The sequence below is a fragment of the Pseudomonas sp. GW823-FHT06B06 genome (assembly GCF_058795195.1).
The window spans coordinates 91644-107703 of sequence record NZ_JBXAHO010000001.1; the positions used below are offsets into that span (position 1 = coordinate 91644).

Consider the following 16060-nt stretch of genomic DNA (forward strand, 5'->3'; position numbering starts at 1 on the left):
AGTGTTCTGTAAATCGCTCGCTATAATGTAGTTCAGTAGCCATTCGGATTTTTATTGGCCGATACCGCTACCCGGTGGCGCGATGTTCCATCGCCGCTCTCCACAGCAAGCACCTGACGCCGACTGCATCCGCATCGCGCCAACGCGCTCGCTGAAACAGGATCTGATGCTACGTCAGCTGTTTATCTCTGGTGCCGTGGCCGCCTGCAACATGGAAGTAATGATCGCCCTGTCGTAAACGCGATGCCTGCAAAGGCTTTTTGCATTCGATGCGTGCGGTCAATACATCAGGTGCAGTGCGTTTCACCAGAACTCATCTCATCTCAATCAGGTAGCACCGTGACAAAAGACGAACTGCGCGCGGAACTTGAGCGCCAGGAACAACGTTACAAGGAAGTTTACGGCGGGGAAGTCACCACCTACGCCGCCCAGCCAGAACCGGAACGCAAGCCATGGCGCAAACGCGCCACCGTTCAGGATCAGGTTTTCAAGCAAGAACTGGAAAAAATGGAAAAGGAACTCAAAGCCGAGGAGCCATGAAGGCCTGGGCTTGAATGCCTGCCGGGGTCTGCGTTGCATCCGTTAAAAGCGGAATGTATAGATATTGCCTTTTGCGCCCGCTACGAGCGGGCAGCGGCCGCCTTGCCCACCGGACGAGGTCGAAGGCTCGAATCTGACCCTTTTTTCAGAAATTTCATACAAGCATGCTCACCCCCCCTTCAGGTGAGGCAAACCCCTGTGCCTGCGGGCTTCTCAAAGAAATTCAATCACTTGCAAAACCCTGTAATTCACGGGGGTTATCGGCACCGTTGCAAAATAATTCGTTGAAGAATGTTACCGATGAGCAGCAAGTGCATCGATTTCCAGTCTTTTCTGGCATAATCGCGCCCCCTTATGACCGGGTCAGAAAACCTTCATGATCGATTTATTCAGCGGACTGGATGCTTGGGTGCTTGTGAGCCTCTTGCTCGCCCTGGCTTTTGTCCTCGCCTTCGAGTTCATCAATGGATTTCATGACACCGCTAACGCGGTAGCCACTGTTATCTACACCAAAGCCATGCCCCCACATCTGGCGGTGTTCTTTTCCGGTGTGTTCAATTTCCTCGGCGTATTGCTCGGTGGCGTGGGCGTGGCGTATGCCATTGTTCACCTGCTACCGGTTGAACTGCTGATCAACGTGAACACCGGCCACGGCCTGGCAATGGTTTTCTCGCTGCTCGCGGCGGCCATCACCTGGAACCTGGGCACTTGGTACTTCGGTATCCCGGCCTCCAGCTCCCACACGCTGATCGGTTCGATCCTCGGCGTAGGCCTGGCCAATGCCTTGATCAACGATATTGCGTTGGCCGACGGGGTGAACTGGCAGAAGGCGATCGATATCGCCATGTCGCTGGTGTTCTCGCCGATGGCAGGCTTCCTGATTGCCGCGCTGATTTTGATCGGCCTTAAATGGTGGCGTCCGCTGTCGAAGATGCACAAGACGCCGGAACAGCGCCGCAAGATCGACGACAAGAAACACCCGCCGTTCTGGAACCGCCTGGTGCTGGTGATCTCCGCCATGGCCGTGAGCTTCGTGCACGGCTCTAACGATGGCCAGAAAGGTATCGGCCTGATCATGCTGGTGCTGATCGGTATCGTACCGGCGCAATTCGTGCTCGACCTGAACAGCACCACCTACCAGATCGAACGCACCCGCGATGCCACCTTGCACTTGAGCCAGTTCTACAAGCGCAATGCCGACTCCCTGGGCGAGTTCCTGGCACTGGGCAAAAGTGTCGAAGGCGATCTGCCGGAGAAATTCCGCTGCAACCCGCAGCAGACCGAACCGACCATCGACGCTCTGCTTGGCACCCTCAAAGGTGTCTCTGACTACCACTCGCTGTCGTCGGAAAGCCGCATCGAAGTACGCCGTTACCTGCTGTGCCTGGACGACACGGCGAAGAAAGTCAGCAAGTTGCCAATCCTGGGCGCCCGTGAAAAGGCTGACCTCGACAAGCTGCGCAAGGACCTGACCACCACCACCGAATACGCTCCGTTCTGGGTCATTCTGGCGGTCGCCCTGGCCTTGGGCCTGGGTACCATGGTTGGCTGGAAACGCGTGGTGCTGACCATCGGCGAGAAGATCGGCAAGCAAGGCATGACCTATTCCCAAGGCATGTCGGCGCAGATCACCACGGCGAGCCTGATCGGCATGGCCAACATCTTCAGCCTGCCAGTGTCCACCACCCACGTCCTGTCCTCGGGCGTGGCCGGCACCATGGTCGCCAACAAAAGCGGCCTGCAAGGCGGCACCGTCAAGACCATCCTGCTGGCCTGGGTATTGACCCTGCCAGCCACGGTCGCCCTGTCGGCCGGCCTGTTCTGGCTGGCGTCGAAGGCACTGGGTAGCTGATACGCAGTCGTACGAAAAAAGGCGCGCTCCGTGAGGACCGCGCCTTTTTTTTACCTGTTTGAATGTGCACGCTCGATCGTTCCCATGCTCTGCGTGGGAATGAATCCCGTGACGCTCCGCGTCACAGGTGGACGCAGAGCGTCCATGGCGGCATTCCCACGCAGAGCGTGGGAACGATCCACTTCCAGGAATCGCAGACAAAAAAAAGGGCAACCGAAGTTGCCCAAAATGCCTTGCGTGCTCATTGCATCCAGAAAGACCTACGGCTTTTTTCGCTTGTGCGAGTCTTTCCAGATAAAGAATCCGAACCCTGCAAAAAACACCAACATGAGGCTGACGGTCAGCACTCCGGCGATCACCACGTTGTCGAAAAACATGACGCGTCTCCTGCAGTTGCCCTGTTGCGATGGAGCCAAGGTAACCATTTGGGCAGGAGAGAATATTGACCGGGATCAATGTTGCCCGGGACCGGGCATAGAAGGAGGGAAAAACTGACCTGCATCAATCGATGCAGGGGGATTCAACGCTTTTTCGGTTTGTTCTTCGGCTTTTTCTTCGCCTTGCCCAACGGCATGGCCTGCTCGAACGCCTGGCGCACTTCATTCAGGCGCTTGTCGTTGAGATCGTGGACACGCTTGGCGCGTTCGGCATTAAGGTCGATCAGCTTGTCATCTTGGCTCATGGCGTCAGTGCATCGCTTGAAATGAAATTCAATTGCCGCAGGTATCGGCGGGATTGTGCCAATAATGCGGTCTGGCGACGGCGCTGACCAGCCACCGGCTCAAATCTCGATATCGACCCACAGTCCCTGGCGAGGCTGGCCTTCCATCAACGGGGCCACCGGCACGGTGTTGTCGGCATTGAGTTCGTTACCCGGGATCGCCAGGTGCGCCTCAGGGTCTTCATCGGCCTCACGGCGGCGCCTTTGCTGCTCTTGCTTGCGCCGCTGCTCCTCGCGCAGCAGCAGGGCGGCCTCTTCTGGATCACGATGTTGCAGGTCGATGGTGCTGTCGCTGGCGCTTTCCTGCATCGGCACGACGGGCGCGATGTCCGGGCGCGGGCGGACCGGGTCGTGCTGGGAAGTGATCGGCACGGCACTCAAGGGGAGCATCGGTGGCAGCATATTTTTTCGGTCTCCTGTCTGCAGGCTGTCGGCCGCGGCGACGGCGACTTGAGCCATCGGTCGCAAACTGTGTGTCTATCGGCACGACAAGAACTGCCACAGGCTACGATTTCTTCAGCCTGGCAAGATCAAAGGATCGTAGCCCAAGGCAGTTCCCGCACAGGTATTCCTTTGGTCTGGAGACCTGATTCCGTTAAGATAGCCCGCTTTTTCAAGGTGGGAGTCAGGCAGCATGGCGCAGCAGTATCAACCGGGGCAACGCTGGATCAGTGACAGCGAAGCGGAGCTGGGTTTGGGCACCGTTCTGGCACAGGACGGCCGCTTGCTGACCGTGCTCTACCCGGCCACTGGCGACACTCGCCAGTACGCGCTACGGAATGCGCCCCTCACACGTGTACGGTTTTCGCCGGGTGACACCATCACTCACTTCGAAGGCTGGAAACTGACCGTTCGCGAAGTCGACGACATCGATGGCCTGCTGGTCTATCACGGCCTCAACGCGCAGAACGAAGTAGTCACCCTGCCGGAAACCCAACTGTCGAACTTCATCCAGTTCCGTCTCGCCAGCGACCGTCTGTTCGCCGGGCAGATCGACCCCCTGGCCTGGTTCGCCCTGCGCTATCACACTCTGGAACACACCAGCCGCCAACTGCAGTCGTCGCTGTGGGGCCTGGGTGGCGTGCGTGCGCAACCGATCGCGCACCAGCTGCACATCGCCCGCGAAGTGGCCGACCGGATTGCGCCACGGGTGTTGCTGGCAGACGAAGTAGGCCTGGGCAAAACCATTGAAGCCGGCCTGGTGATCCATCGCCAATTGCTCTCGGGCCGCGCCAATCGCGTGCTGATCCTGGTACCGGAAAACCTCCAGCACCAGTGGCTGGTAGAGATGCGCCGTCGCTTCAACCTGCAGGTCGCGCTGTTCGACGAAGAACGCTTCATCGAAAGCGATGCCTCCAACCCGTTCGAGGACACCCAGCTCGCCCTGGTGGCCCTGGAGTGGTTGGTCGACGACGAGAAAGCCCAGGACGCGCTGTTCGCAGCCGGTTGGGACTTGCTGGTGGTCGACGAAGCACATCACCTGGTGTGGCACGAAGATCAGGTCAGCCCTGAATACTCTCTGGTCGAGCAACTTGCTGAAACGATCCCGGGCGTCTTGCTGTTGACCGCAACCCCGGAACAGTTGGGCCAGGACAGTCACTTCGCGCGTTTGCGCCTGCTCGATCCGAACCGCTTCCACGACCTGGCCGCCTTCCGCGCCGAGAGCGAAAACTATCGCCCGGTGGCCGAGGCCGTTCAGGAACTGCTGGAAAAAGGTCGCCTGTCGCCGAAAGCCCATGAAACAATTCACGGCTTCCTCGGTAACGAAGGCGAAGCCCTGCTGACCGCCGTCAACGATGGCGACACCGAAGCCAGCGCCCGCCTGGTGCGCGAACTGCTGGACCGCCACGGCACCGGCCGCGTGCTGTTCCGTAATACCCGAGCGGCGGTCCAGGGTTTCCCGGAGCGCAAACTGCATCCTTACCCGCTGCCGTGCCCGGACGAATACCTTGAACTGCCACTGGGCGATCACGCCGAGCTGTACCCGGAAGTCAGCTTCCAGGCCCAGCCGGACGCTAGCGAAGAAGAGCGCTGGTGGAAATTCGACCCGCGTGTCGAGTGGCTGATCGACCAGTTGAAAATGCTCAAGCGCACCAAGGTGCTGGTGATCTGCGCCCATGCCGAAACCGCCATGGACCTGGAAGACGCGTTGCGCGTGCGTTCCGGCATCCCGGCCACGGTGTTCCACGAGGGCATGAACATCCTCGAGCGGGACCGCGCCGCCGCCTACTTCGCCGACGAAGAGTTTGGCGCGCAAGTGCTGATCTGCTCGGAAATCGGCAGTGAAGGCCGCAACTTCCAGTTCTCCCATCACCTGGTGCTGTTCGATCTGCCATCGCACCCGGACCTGCTTGAACAACGTATCGGCCGTCTGGACCGGATCGGCCAGAAGCACACGATCGAACTGCACGTGCCGTACCTGGAAACCAGCCCGCAAGAGCGCCTGTTCCAGTGGTACCACGAAGCCCTGAACGCGTTCCTCAATACCTGCCCGACCGGCAACGCCCTGCAGCATCAGTTTGGCCCGCGCCTGCTGCCGCTGCTCGAAGAAGCCGACGATGGCGAGTGGCAAGCGCTGATCGACGAAGCCCGTGCCGAGCGCGAACGCCTGGAAGCCGAACTGCACACCGGCCGTGACCGCTTGCTGGAACTCAATTCCGGTGGCGCTGGCGAAGGCGATGCGCTGGTCGAAGCGATTCTTGAGCAAGACGATCAGTTCGCCCTGCCGATCTACATGGAAACCCTGTTCGATGCATTCGGCATCGACAGCGAAGACCATTCGGAAAACGCCCTGATCCTCAAGCCGAGCGAAAAAATGCTCGACGCCAGTTTCCCGCTGGGCGACGACGAAGGCGTGACCATCACCTACGACCGCAACCAGGCGCTGTCTCGCGAAGACATGCAGTTCATCACCTGGGAGCACCCGATGGTCCAGGGCGGCATGGACCTGGTGCTGTCCGGCTCCATGGGCAACACCGCCGTGGCGCTGATCAAGAACAAGGCGCTGAAACCTGGCACCGTGTTGCTGGAACTGCTCTACGTCAGTGAAGTGGTTGCCCCGCGCTCACTGCAACTGGGCCGCTACCTGCCGCCGGCCGCCCTGCGCTGCCTGCTCGATGCCAATGGCAACGACCTGTCGGCCCGGGTGTCGTTCGAGACCTTGAACGATCAACTGGAAAGCGTGCCGCGCGCCAGCGCCAACAAGTTCATCCAGGCCCAGCGCGATCAGTTGACGCCACGGATCAACGCTGGCGAGGACAAGATCTACCCACGTCACGCCGAACGTGTGGCAGAGGCGCAACGCCGCCTGGCCGCCGATACCGAAGAAGAACTGGCACGCCTGACCGCGCTGCAAGCGGTCAACCCGACCGTTCGTGACAGCGAACTGGTTGCCTTGCGCAAGCAACGCGAACAAGGCCTGGCGATGCTCGACAAGGCTGCGCTGCGACTGGAAGCGATCCGGGTGTTGGTGGCGGGTTAAGCCCCCCCCTGCTCCACCGCTTGAACGATCAGGCCCGCAGCGATGCGGGCCTGATCGTTCCCACGCTCTGCGTGGGAATACCTCAAGGGACGCTCCGCGTTCCAGCTCTCGAAAGGGACGCGAAGCGTCCCGGGCTGCATTCCTTTGCTGCGCGTGGGAGCGATCAACGCAAGTGGCTACGCAGTCGCCGCAGAACCCACCGGCTCAACCACCGCCACCAACCCGTCCTTCATCCGCTTGGCATCTTTCACAAAACACCGCGACGCCAACACCAGAAACACCATGGTGAAAAACAGCGCCACCGGAATCAGGTACATCGCGTCATGCAGGCCGACCGCCTTGAACGCCTCGGTCATCTGCCCGGCACCGGCCGAGAGCATCGCCGTGTGGGCAAAGTGATCGGACAACGCGCCCACCACGACCGGTCCAAGACCACCACCCAGCAAGTACAACCCGGCAAAGAACAGCGCCATGGCCGTCGCCCGCAACCGCGGCTCGACCACGTCCTGAATCGCCGTGTAGACGCAGGTATAAAAGTTATAGGCAAACAACCAACCCAGGCTGAACACCGCCACGAATACGCCGATCTCTATTCGCCCAGAATGCAGCGCCCACGCCGTGCACAGCGTTGAAATGATCAGGCTGAACGCGGCGAACAGCAGGCGACCGTTGGCGACGCGCTGGTGGATCTTGTCCGCCACCCAACCGCCCAGTGTCAGTCCGAACAACCCTGTCACGCCGACGATCACCCCGGTCGCCACCGCAGCCTCCTGCAACGGCATCAGGAAATAACGCTGCAGCATTGGCACAAGGAACGAGTTACAGGCATAGGTGGCGAAGTTGAAACAAAGTCCAGCCATTACCAGCCACAGGAATGTCGGCACCGCCAGCACCCGGCGAATCGGTCGATCAATCTTCTCCTGCGACACCTGCACGCTTTCAGCCGCGCCGCGTTTCGGTTCCTTGATGAAAAACATGAAGATCGCCAGGATCAGTCCCGGTACTGCGGCAATAAAGAATGGAGCACGCCAGCTGTCGAAAGCCTTGACCATCGCGCCGATGGTGAAGAACGCCAGCAACAAGCCCAACGGCAGTCCGAGCATGAATATACCCATGGCCCGCGCCCGGCGATGCGCCGGGAACAAGTCGCCGATCAGCGAGTTGGCGGCCGGTGCGTAACTGGCTTCACCGATGCCGATGCCCATGCGCACGATCAGGAAACTCCAGAAGCTGCCGACCATGCCGTTGACGGCGGTCAGGCCGCTCCAAGCCGCCAGGCCCCACCCCATTAACTTGCTGCGCGAGCCGGTATCGGCCATTCGTCCCAGTGGCAGGCCGGCGATCGCGTAGACAATAGTGAAGGCAGTACCGATGATCCCCAGTTGAAAGTCGCTGAGCTGCCACTCCATGCGGATCGGCTCAATGATGATGGCTGGGATCGTGCGGTCGAAGAAGTTGAACAGGTTGGCCAGGAACAGCAGGAACAGAATGCGCCAGGCATTCGCCGCTTGGGTCGAGTTCTGCATGGGTCCGTCTCTTTTATTGTTATGGGGGCTTCACTGCCAGTGCATCCGAGCCCGGAACCTGCAATCTAGTCAGGCAGGCCGGGACTGTCTGTAATTATTCGTAAAGCTGATACCCGCCCATGGGGACAGACGCGGCCCAGGCAATATTTTATTTCCAAACGAACTAAGGTCCATTCCAAAATCATTGGTAGACAATGTGCCACCATCGCTTGCGTTCAATCCATGGCCTCTATACTCCAAGACATTCGCCAGCGTTGATAACGTCGGCAGGGAGACAAACACGGGGCATGCTAATGGAGTGGCTTGGTCTGCATTTCACTACAGAGCTAGCAGAAAGCGGACAGGTCATACTCCAATGTGTACATGACCCTTTTCTGGTGCTGCTGGCGTATCTGGTCGCCTGCGCCAGCTGTTTTGCCACGCTGGATATGGCCGAACGGATCAATCATGCGCAAAAACCAGCGTCCCAACGCCTCTGGCGCTGGATCGGCGCCGGATGCCTGGCCGGCGGAATCTGGGCCATGCACTTCATTGGCATGTTGGCGTTCCAGGCGCCGATCGACGTTCATTATCATTTGCCCATCACACTCTTGTCGCTACTGATCGCCCTGTGTGCGTCGTGGCTGGCGATGCACACCCTCAGCTTGCCTACCCTGAATTTTCGACAATGCTGCAAGGCGTCGATCATCATTGGCCTGGGCATCGCCACCATGCACTACGTGGGCATGGCCGCCATGCGCTCGCAAGCCACGGCCTACTACCATCCGGGGCTGTTCATCCTTTCGATCATGATCGCCATCGGAGCCAGTCTGGCAGCACTGCTGCTGGCGAGTTACCTGCGTAATGGCTTGGGTATTTTTCACCAACTGCGCAAATGCGCCGCCAGCCTGGTACTGGGCGCAGGCATCATGAGCCTGCATTTCACCGGCATGGCCGCCTTCGACCTGGCCCTGCCAACTGGCAGCCAGTTAACCCAGCCAGGCGAAAATAACCATCTGCAATTGGGCCTGACGGTAGCCGTCATGACGCTCCTGATAATAGGCAGCTGCATCAGTGCGGCATTGGCTGACAAGAAGCTGCAGCACAAGGATCGCGATCTGCTGCGGGTGAATTCGCTACTCACCCAACTGGACCAGGCGCGGATGTCCCTGCAACAGGTGGCGCACTATGACGCCCTGACCAATCTGCTCAACCGTCGCGGGTTCAACCAGCTCTTCGCCGAAAAGCTCCTGGAGCGCACTCACGCAGGCGGCATGCTCGCAGTCCTGTTCCTCGACATCGACCATTTCAAGCGTATCAACGACAGCCTGGGCCACGATGCCGGCGATGAATTGCTCAAGGTGCTCGCCCGGCACATCAAAAGTTCAGTGCGCAGTCATGACGATGTGGTAGCACGTTTTGGCGGCGACGAATTCTGCATTCTCATCGACCTGCATGACCGTGATGAGGCGCGACAGATGGCCCAGCGCATCATGCTGAAAATGAAGGAACCCATCGAGCTGTCCGGGCGGCGCATGGTCATGACCACCAGCATCGGCATCAGCGTATTTCCCGAAGACGGCAAGACCTGTGAAGAACTGCTGAAAAACGCCGACCTGGCGCTCTATCAATCCAAGGACGGTGGCCGTAATGGCCTGAATTTCTTCAGTGCCAACCTCAAGGCACGCGCCATGCTCGAACTGCAAATGGAGGAAGAGTTGCGCCACGCCCTGCGCGAAGACACCGGCCTGATGCTCTATTACCAACCGATCCTTGACCTCAAGACCGACCAGGTCAGCAAGCTCGAAGCGTTGATCCGCTGGCAACACCCCGTCCACGGATTCCTCGCGCCGGACCGCTTCATTGGCATAGCGGAGGCCAATGGGCTGATTACCGAGCTGGACAACTGGGTGCTGCGCAAGGCTTGCGCCGACCTGGGCGAGCTGGCGCGCCAGGGCTGCGGGCACTTGAAGATTGCCATCAATTGCTCACCCCTGACCCTGGCACGCGAAGAATTGAGCGACGAAATCTCACTGGCATTGCGCAGCGCCGGGGTGGAGCCCCATCGACTGGAACTGGAGGTCACCGAAAGCGCTCTGATGGGCAACATTGCCGAGACGCTGGTGCTGCTGCAGCAGATACGCGCCCTCGGCGTTTCGTTGTCGATCGATGACTTCGGCACCGGTTATTCATCCCTGGCTTACCTCAAGCGCTTACCGCTGAACACGCTGAAGATCGACCGTTCATTCATCCAGGACATTCCGAAATCCACCCAGGACATGGAGATCGTCCAGGCCATTATCGTCATGGCCCACACCCTGCATCTGGAGGTGGTTACCGAAGGCGTAGAAACCTTCGAGCAGTACCAGTTTCTCGAATGCCACGGCTGCGATTTCGTCCAGGGCTACCTGCTCAGCCGCCCGATACCTTTGACCGAACTGCAACCGGTGCTGAACGAAATCAACCAGCGCAAGCATTCGTACAGCGTCAGGCGCCTGGGTCTGGCTCACGGTACATCTGCACTAACGTAGACGGGTCCTTCTCCAGGAAACCCTGCCCCCCGTGCAGGCGCATCAATTGCGCGGCCAAGCCACTGATCGGCGTCGCCGAACCCTGTTCGCGGGAAAATTTCACCGCACCGTCCAGATCCTTGAGCAAGGTCCGCACGTGCCATTTGACCGGTTCGAAACGGCTCTCGGCCATTTGCGGAGCCAGGAACTGCAACGGCCTGGAATCGGCAAACCCGCCGGCCAGTGCTTCGGCGATCCGACTGGCGTCGACCCCGGAGCGCTCCGCCAAAGCCACCACTTCGGCGATGACCAGTGCGTTGCAGGCAACGATCATCTGGTTGCAGGCCTTGGTCACCTGCCCTGCGCCCACGGCGCCCATGTGCGTCACACGCTGGCCGAGATTCAACAAGACCGGTTTGACCCGCTCAAGGTGTGCCACGGTGCCGCCGACCATGATCGCCAGGCTACCCGCTTCGGCACCCACCACACCACCGGACACCGGCGCATCCAGCCAGCCCATGCCTGTTTTGCCGAGCTCTGTCGCCATCTCGCGGGTCGCCGTGGGCTCCAGGCTGGAAAAATCCACCAGCAATTGATCCTTTGTCGCCCCTTCGACAATGCCCGACTTGCCGAAAACCACCTCACGAACCACCGCGGTATCCGCCAGGCACAACATGACCACCTCGGCGTGCTGGCACAACTCGGCAGGCGTGGCGACCTGGCGTGCCCCGGCTTCAACCAGCGGCGCGCACTTGGCCGGATTGCGGTTCCACACCGCCAGCGGATACCCCGCGGCGAGCAAACGCCGGCACATCGGCAGGCCCATCAGGCCGATTCCGGCAAATCCCAGGGCCGGTAACGTTGACATCATTTTGCCTCCTTTGGATTAAAGAACACTGAATATTGGCCGATTCTTCAAGACGCAGGAAAGGATTCCGCCGAGCGACGCGCAAGCTGACTGCGCCGCCCGGGACTAATACGCGCTGATAAAAGACGCGAGTTCTCATTCCGTGATGGTCGACGACAGTATGCCGCCCGACCAACCAGCCCAGGTACATGGCGAACAATGACTTCCAAAAACAACCCGGCCCCTGCGCTTTCCGACCTGACGCTGAGCCCGGCGGCGAACAGCCCCGCACCGTCGAAGCCATTGACACCGTCGCGCCCGCTCGCGACCCAGCAATACCTGTACTTCACCGAAACCAATACCGATCGCATCCTCGACAACCTCGACGGCCTGCGCGACATGGTATTCCCCCGCCCGCCGCATCTGGAAGGCGACAACGAACAGCACAACGACCAGCAATTCCCGTCGGTGTGCCTTATTGGCCTGGGCCGCTGCGGATCGAACATCGCGCTGGATGTCGCAGAACTGGTCTACAACGCCCGCAAGTTCTACCTCAACGAATTCAACAACGACGATCGCCTCTCGCCAGACAAACGCTATGCGGAAAAAGGCTATAGCCCGGCGCAGTGGATTCGTAACAACTTGCGCCTGGGGTCGAACAAGGCCACCAAGCCGGTGTTCCTGGTAGAACCCCTGGTGATGCTGGGTGACCTGGACAAAGACATTGCTGGGCGTATCCGCTTCTCGCGCAAGGGCGAAAAGAGCGGGTTCCTGCGTGACTACAGCAAGATGAAGATCATGGACCTGTCGGAAGTCCATGCCGGGGGTGCCGGTAACGCACCGATCCTCGGCCAGTACCTGGCCAAGATTATCCTGAACAAGGACACCCAGCGCTTCTCCAGCCCGGACTGGAAGATGATTCACTCGTACTTGATCGACAGCTGTGGCATCAAGGCCAACCAGTCGCGCCTGTATTTTTCGATCTTCAGTGCCGGTGGCGGCACCGGTTCGGGCATGGCCTCGGAGTTCGGCCTGGCCCAGCAACACTCGTACATGAACAAGACGTTCGACACCAAGCCGATGGACGAGCACGACAGCAAGAGCGGCCATGCCTTCGTCTTCGAGCCGATCTTCACCAGCGGTATCTGCGTACTGCCGAACATCTCCGATCACCGCAGTGAAATGTCCGAAGCGCTGCACATCAACGCCGGTCGCCTGCTGTGCAAATACCTGTCGGAAGAGTGGGATTTCTCCTACAACTTCGCCAACGAAGACAGCAGCGAAGCCAGTGTCATGGGACGTATCCGCCCATGGAACGCCATGATGCTGATTTCCAATGACATCATGCGTTATGCCGAAGAAAGCGATGACGGCAACATCCAGAACATCGACGTCAACGCCATGGAAAAGCATGCCAACCAGTACATCTCGCAGCAGATCTTCAACATCCTGACCGCGCAGGCGGTCACGACCGATTACGACCAGAACTATTTCCGCCGTGCCGGCATCGACATCGGCGAAACCATTCGCCTGGATGCCAACGACCTGTTCATGAGTCTGGCCGGCCCCGTGGCGATTGCCTACGCCGAGTCCGTGGTGCCTGAAACCCAGGCGCCTACCGGCGACAAGTTCAAGGTGTTCGAAAAAGAGCCACAGCGCCTGAACATCGACGATCTGTTCTTCCGCTCCATCGACCTGCCGCACTTCAACAAGGTCACCCAGGCCATCGAAGGCATCAGCCTGTTGCCGATCGAGTCCAAGCGCTATCGTGCGTCGCTGGAGCAATACAAGAATTCGGGATATGACGCGGCAGCCCTGCACGACCTGCATTTCTTCAAGAACTGTTCGTCGGTGGTGTCGATCGTTTCCCTGCCCAAGGACTACAAGCTGTCCTACATGGACCTGAACCGGCTGAAGACGCACCTCAACAACCTGTTCCCCAACACCACGCTCAAGCGTTATGCGTTGGTGATCGGTGCCTCGGCCAACCTGTCGCTGACCACCCTGATCGCCAAGAGCCCATGCCTGTCGGACGATTTCCTGACCTTGATCGTGGCGTTCATCAAGCGTTGCTTTGCGCGTGCGCCTTACCGCTTCGATGACACCCTGGACAACTCGGTCCTGGACTTCATCATCAACGAACAATTCGATGAAGACCTGATCGACGACCTGCTCAACGAGTTCGAGAACCCGGCGAAAATTCTTGATACCAATTGGTATGCGATCAAACCGATGTACGAGAAGAAGTATCGCGAGCTGATCAACGACAAGGACAAGTTTGTCTCGATCAACGATATCCGCCTGTCACGCGATTGCGTGAAGAAAGCGATCAAGTACCTGCGTGAGATCTATCGTCACCGGATTGGCAAGACCAAGGTGATTTCGTTGAATAACCATACGGGTAGAACCGCTTAATCCGTGGCACGCCCATTCGCGAGCAGGCTCGCTCCCACAGTTGACCGCGTACCTTCTGGGTAAATGCGATCCCTGTGGGAGCGAGCCTGCTCGCGAAGGCAAATCCAGAAACAATTGGGCAGTCGTTTAATTGCCTACCCAACTGTTCCCGTTACGTTTACGTCACCGTGAAGCGTGGCCTTTCTCTACGGCAACGTGCCATCACGCTACTCGGCTACACACTTATCCCCGCCAAGCCATCGCACCAAGACAGTGCAACCATTCAACCCTGCGCCTTTTCCTGAATCATGATCCAGGGCGAAACCACCACCGCCCACAACTCCGGATCCCTTTCAAAAAGATCCAGCGCCCGCGTTTCAGACAGCTTGGCGACCTTGTCGTCAGCCAGCCAGGCGGCCACTTTCTCGCCGTCATCGGTCGCCATGGCTTCGGCGGCAGCGATCAAATCAAGGCCGGGGTCGACCCACAATAGGGCACCCTTGGCAAAGAACGGCTCCAACTCCTTCCAGGTAATAGATGCGGTTTCTCCAAGCAGCTTGGCATAGAGGGTGCTAGGTTCTTCAATCATGGGTCCGGTCCGGAAAAGAAATCGACGCAATGATAACGTCGGTGGTCAGGCAGAAAAACCCAGATGCAATTTGCAGGATCGAATGAAAAGCGCAGGAATGCCAAGGAATGCACGGAATCTGGCTATAAGCCCGTCAAAGCCCCGCCGCAATTCTGACTTTTTCTTTCAAAAAAGCGACACCCCCAAGTTTTGCCCCCCGGCGCCAGCTTCCCAGGCTGACAATCGGCGCTCTACACTGTACCGGTACAGTTGCCGAGGGGCTTTTCCGGGGAATGTCGTAGATACTGACCCGGTTCTGCCGCCGACGGCGCCAGGACTATAAAAATTACAACAGTAAGAGTGGAGCACTATGACTAAGGCTACTAAGCAGATTTCCAAACTGTTTGCCGCTATGGTTCTGGCCGGGGTTGCCAGCCATTCGTTCGCAGCTGACACCATCAAGATCGGCATCGCCGGCCCAAAAACCGGTCCTGTAGCCCAATACGGCGACATGCAGTTCAGCGGCGCCAAAATGGCCATTGAACAGATCAACGCCAAAGGCGGCGTAGACGGCAAGAAGCTCGAAGCCGTTGAATACGATGACGCCTGTGATCCAAAACAAGCGGTAGCGGTCGCGAACAAAGTCGTCAACGACGGCGTGAAATTCGTGGTTGGCCACCTGTGCTCCAGCTCCACTCAACCGGCTTCGGACATCTACGAAGACGAAGGCGTGATCATGATCACCCCGGCAGCCACCAGCCCGGACATCACCAACCGTGGTTACAAAATGGTGTTCCGCACCATCGGCCTCGACAGCGCCCAAGGCCCTGCCGCCGGTAACTACATCGCCGACTTCGTAAAACCGAAAATCGTTGCCGTGCTGCACGACAAACAGCAATACGGTGAAGGTATCGCCTCTGCCGTGAAGAAAACCCTGGAAGGCAAAGGCGTGAAGGTTGCCGTGTTCGAAGGCGTCAACGCCGGCGACAAGGACTTCTCGTCGATGATCGCCAAGCTCAAGCAAGCCAACGTCGACTTCGTCTACTACGGCGGCTACCACCCGGAACTGGGCCTGATCCTGCGTCAATCCCAGGAAAAAGGCCTGAAAGCCAAGTTCATGGGTCCGGAAGGCGTGGGTAACGATTCCATCTCGCAGATTGCCAAGGACGCTTCCGAAGGCCTGCTGGTGACCCTGCCGAAATCCTTCGACCAGGATCCGGCCAACATCGCCCTGGCTGACGCCTTCAAGGCCAAGAAAGAAGATCCAAGCGGTCCGTTCGTGTTCCCGGCCTACTCGGCTGTGGAAGTGATTGCCGAAGGCATCAAGGCGGCCAAGTCCGAAGACTCCGCCAAAGTGGCTGAAGCCATCCACAAAGGCACCTTCAAGACCCCTACCGGCGACTTGAGCTTCGACGAGAAGGGCGACCTGAAAGACTTCAAATTCGTGGTTTACGAGTGGCACTTCGGCAAACCAAAAACTGAAGCCAAGCCTCAGTAAGGCGCTGCCTGACTGACTGCCAACAAAGCCCACGGCGTGCCGTGGGCTTTGTTTTACGAACGTATCTGGGCCGTGCTGGCGTGATCCGCTAGTCTCCCCACCTGAAAATCTCAAAACCGTCATCAGCGGTTCGCTGGCAAATCC

The 16060-nt window shown here is 58.8% G+C and carries 13 protein-coding genes; 7 read left to right on the forward strand and 6 right to left on the reverse strand.

Annotation, left to right across the window (positions count from 1 at the left end; genetic code table 11):
* Positions 1-82: 82 nt before the first annotated feature.
* From AC1Q8Q_RS00460 to AC1Q8Q_RS00470, 3 genes are all read left to right on the forward strand, one after another.
* Positions 83-238, forward strand: a complete 156-nt coding sequence (locus AC1Q8Q_RS00460; RefSeq protein WP_020798337.1) for a hypothetical protein — start codon at positions 83-85, stop codon at positions 236-238.
* Positions 239-339: 101 nt separating this feature from the next.
* A complete protein-coding gene (locus tag AC1Q8Q_RS00465) occupies positions 340-540 on the forward strand; it encodes a hypothetical protein (protein WP_008056863.1) in 201 nt (66 codons plus the stop codon).
* Between the two features lie 376 nt (positions 541-916).
* On the forward strand, positions 917-2392 hold the full coding sequence (locus tag AC1Q8Q_RS00470; RefSeq protein ID WP_020798335.1) for an inorganic phosphate transporter: 1476 nt from the start codon (positions 917-919) through the stop codon (positions 2390-2392).
* 260 nt (positions 2393-2652) lie between these two features.
* On the opposite strand, the gene ccoM is transcribed toward AC1Q8Q_RS00470, so the two are convergent.
* From ccoM to AC1Q8Q_RS00485, 3 genes are all read right to left on the reverse strand, one after another.
* Positions 2653-2769, reverse strand: coding sequence for a cytochrome c oxidase subunit CcoM (gene ccoM / locus AC1Q8Q_RS00475; RefSeq protein WP_008056860.1), 117 nt, complete (start codon positions 2767-2769; stop codon positions 2653-2655).
* Between the two features lie 143 nt (positions 2770-2912).
* A complete protein-coding gene (locus AC1Q8Q_RS00480; protein ID WP_008016476.1) occupies positions 2913-3074 on the reverse strand; it encodes a hypothetical protein in 162 nt (53 codons plus the stop codon).
* Positions 3075-3173: 99 nt separating this feature from the next.
* Entirely contained in the window at positions 3174-3515 is a 342-nt protein-coding gene (locus AC1Q8Q_RS00485; protein WP_151140720.1) for an aspartate-semialdehyde dehydrogenase, read from the reverse strand.
* Positions 3516-3747: 232 nt separating this feature from the next.
* Between AC1Q8Q_RS00485 and rapA the strand changes: the two genes are divergently transcribed.
* Positions 3748-6594, forward strand: coding sequence for an RNA polymerase-associated protein RapA (gene rapA / locus AC1Q8Q_RS00490; protein WP_020798332.1), 2847 nt, complete (start codon positions 3748-3750; stop codon positions 6592-6594).
* A gap of 176 nt (positions 6595-6770) precedes the next feature.
* Here rapA and AC1Q8Q_RS00495 read toward each other — a convergent pair whose 3' ends face one another.
* Positions 6771-8120: a spinster family MFS transporter gene (locus tag AC1Q8Q_RS00495; protein WP_020798331.1), complete on the reverse strand. Its 1350-nt coding sequence runs from the start codon at positions 8118-8120 to the stop codon at positions 6771-6773.
* A 293-nt stretch (positions 8121-8413) separates the two neighbouring features.
* On the opposite strand from AC1Q8Q_RS00495, the gene AC1Q8Q_RS00500 reads away from it, so the two are divergent.
* Positions 8414-10630, forward strand: coding sequence for a putative bifunctional diguanylate cyclase/phosphodiesterase (locus AC1Q8Q_RS00500; protein WP_033045398.1), 2217 nt, complete (start codon positions 8414-8416; stop codon positions 10628-10630).
* On the opposite strand, the gene AC1Q8Q_RS00505 is transcribed toward AC1Q8Q_RS00500, so the two are convergent.
* On the reverse strand, positions 10587-11480 hold the full coding sequence (locus tag AC1Q8Q_RS00505) for an NAD(P)-dependent oxidoreductase (RefSeq protein WP_492614734.1): 894 nt from the start codon (positions 11478-11480) through the stop codon (positions 10587-10589). The genes AC1Q8Q_RS00500 and AC1Q8Q_RS00505 overlap by 44 nt on opposite strands.
* A gap of 195 nt (positions 11481-11675) precedes the next feature.
* Here AC1Q8Q_RS00505 and AC1Q8Q_RS00510 point away from each other — a divergent pair, with 195 nt between their 5' ends.
* On the forward strand, positions 11676-13871 hold the full coding sequence (locus tag AC1Q8Q_RS00510; RefSeq protein ID WP_020798328.1) for a hypothetical protein: 2196 nt from the start codon (positions 11676-11678) through the stop codon (positions 13869-13871).
* 262 nt (positions 13872-14133) lie between these two features.
* Here AC1Q8Q_RS00510 and AC1Q8Q_RS00515 read toward each other — a convergent pair whose 3' ends face one another.
* Complete coding sequence (locus AC1Q8Q_RS00515; RefSeq protein ID WP_168757353.1) at positions 14134-14439, reverse strand: DUF2288 domain-containing protein; 306 nt, start codon at positions 14437-14439, stop codon at positions 14134-14136.
* Positions 14440-14788: 349 nt separating this feature from the next.
* Between AC1Q8Q_RS00515 and AC1Q8Q_RS00520 the strand changes: the two genes are divergently transcribed.
* Entirely contained in the window at positions 14789-15916 is a 1128-nt protein-coding gene (locus AC1Q8Q_RS00520) for a branched-chain amino acid ABC transporter substrate-binding protein (RefSeq protein ID WP_020798126.1), read from the forward strand.
* The last annotated feature ends 144 nt before the right edge of the window (positions 15917-16060 follow it).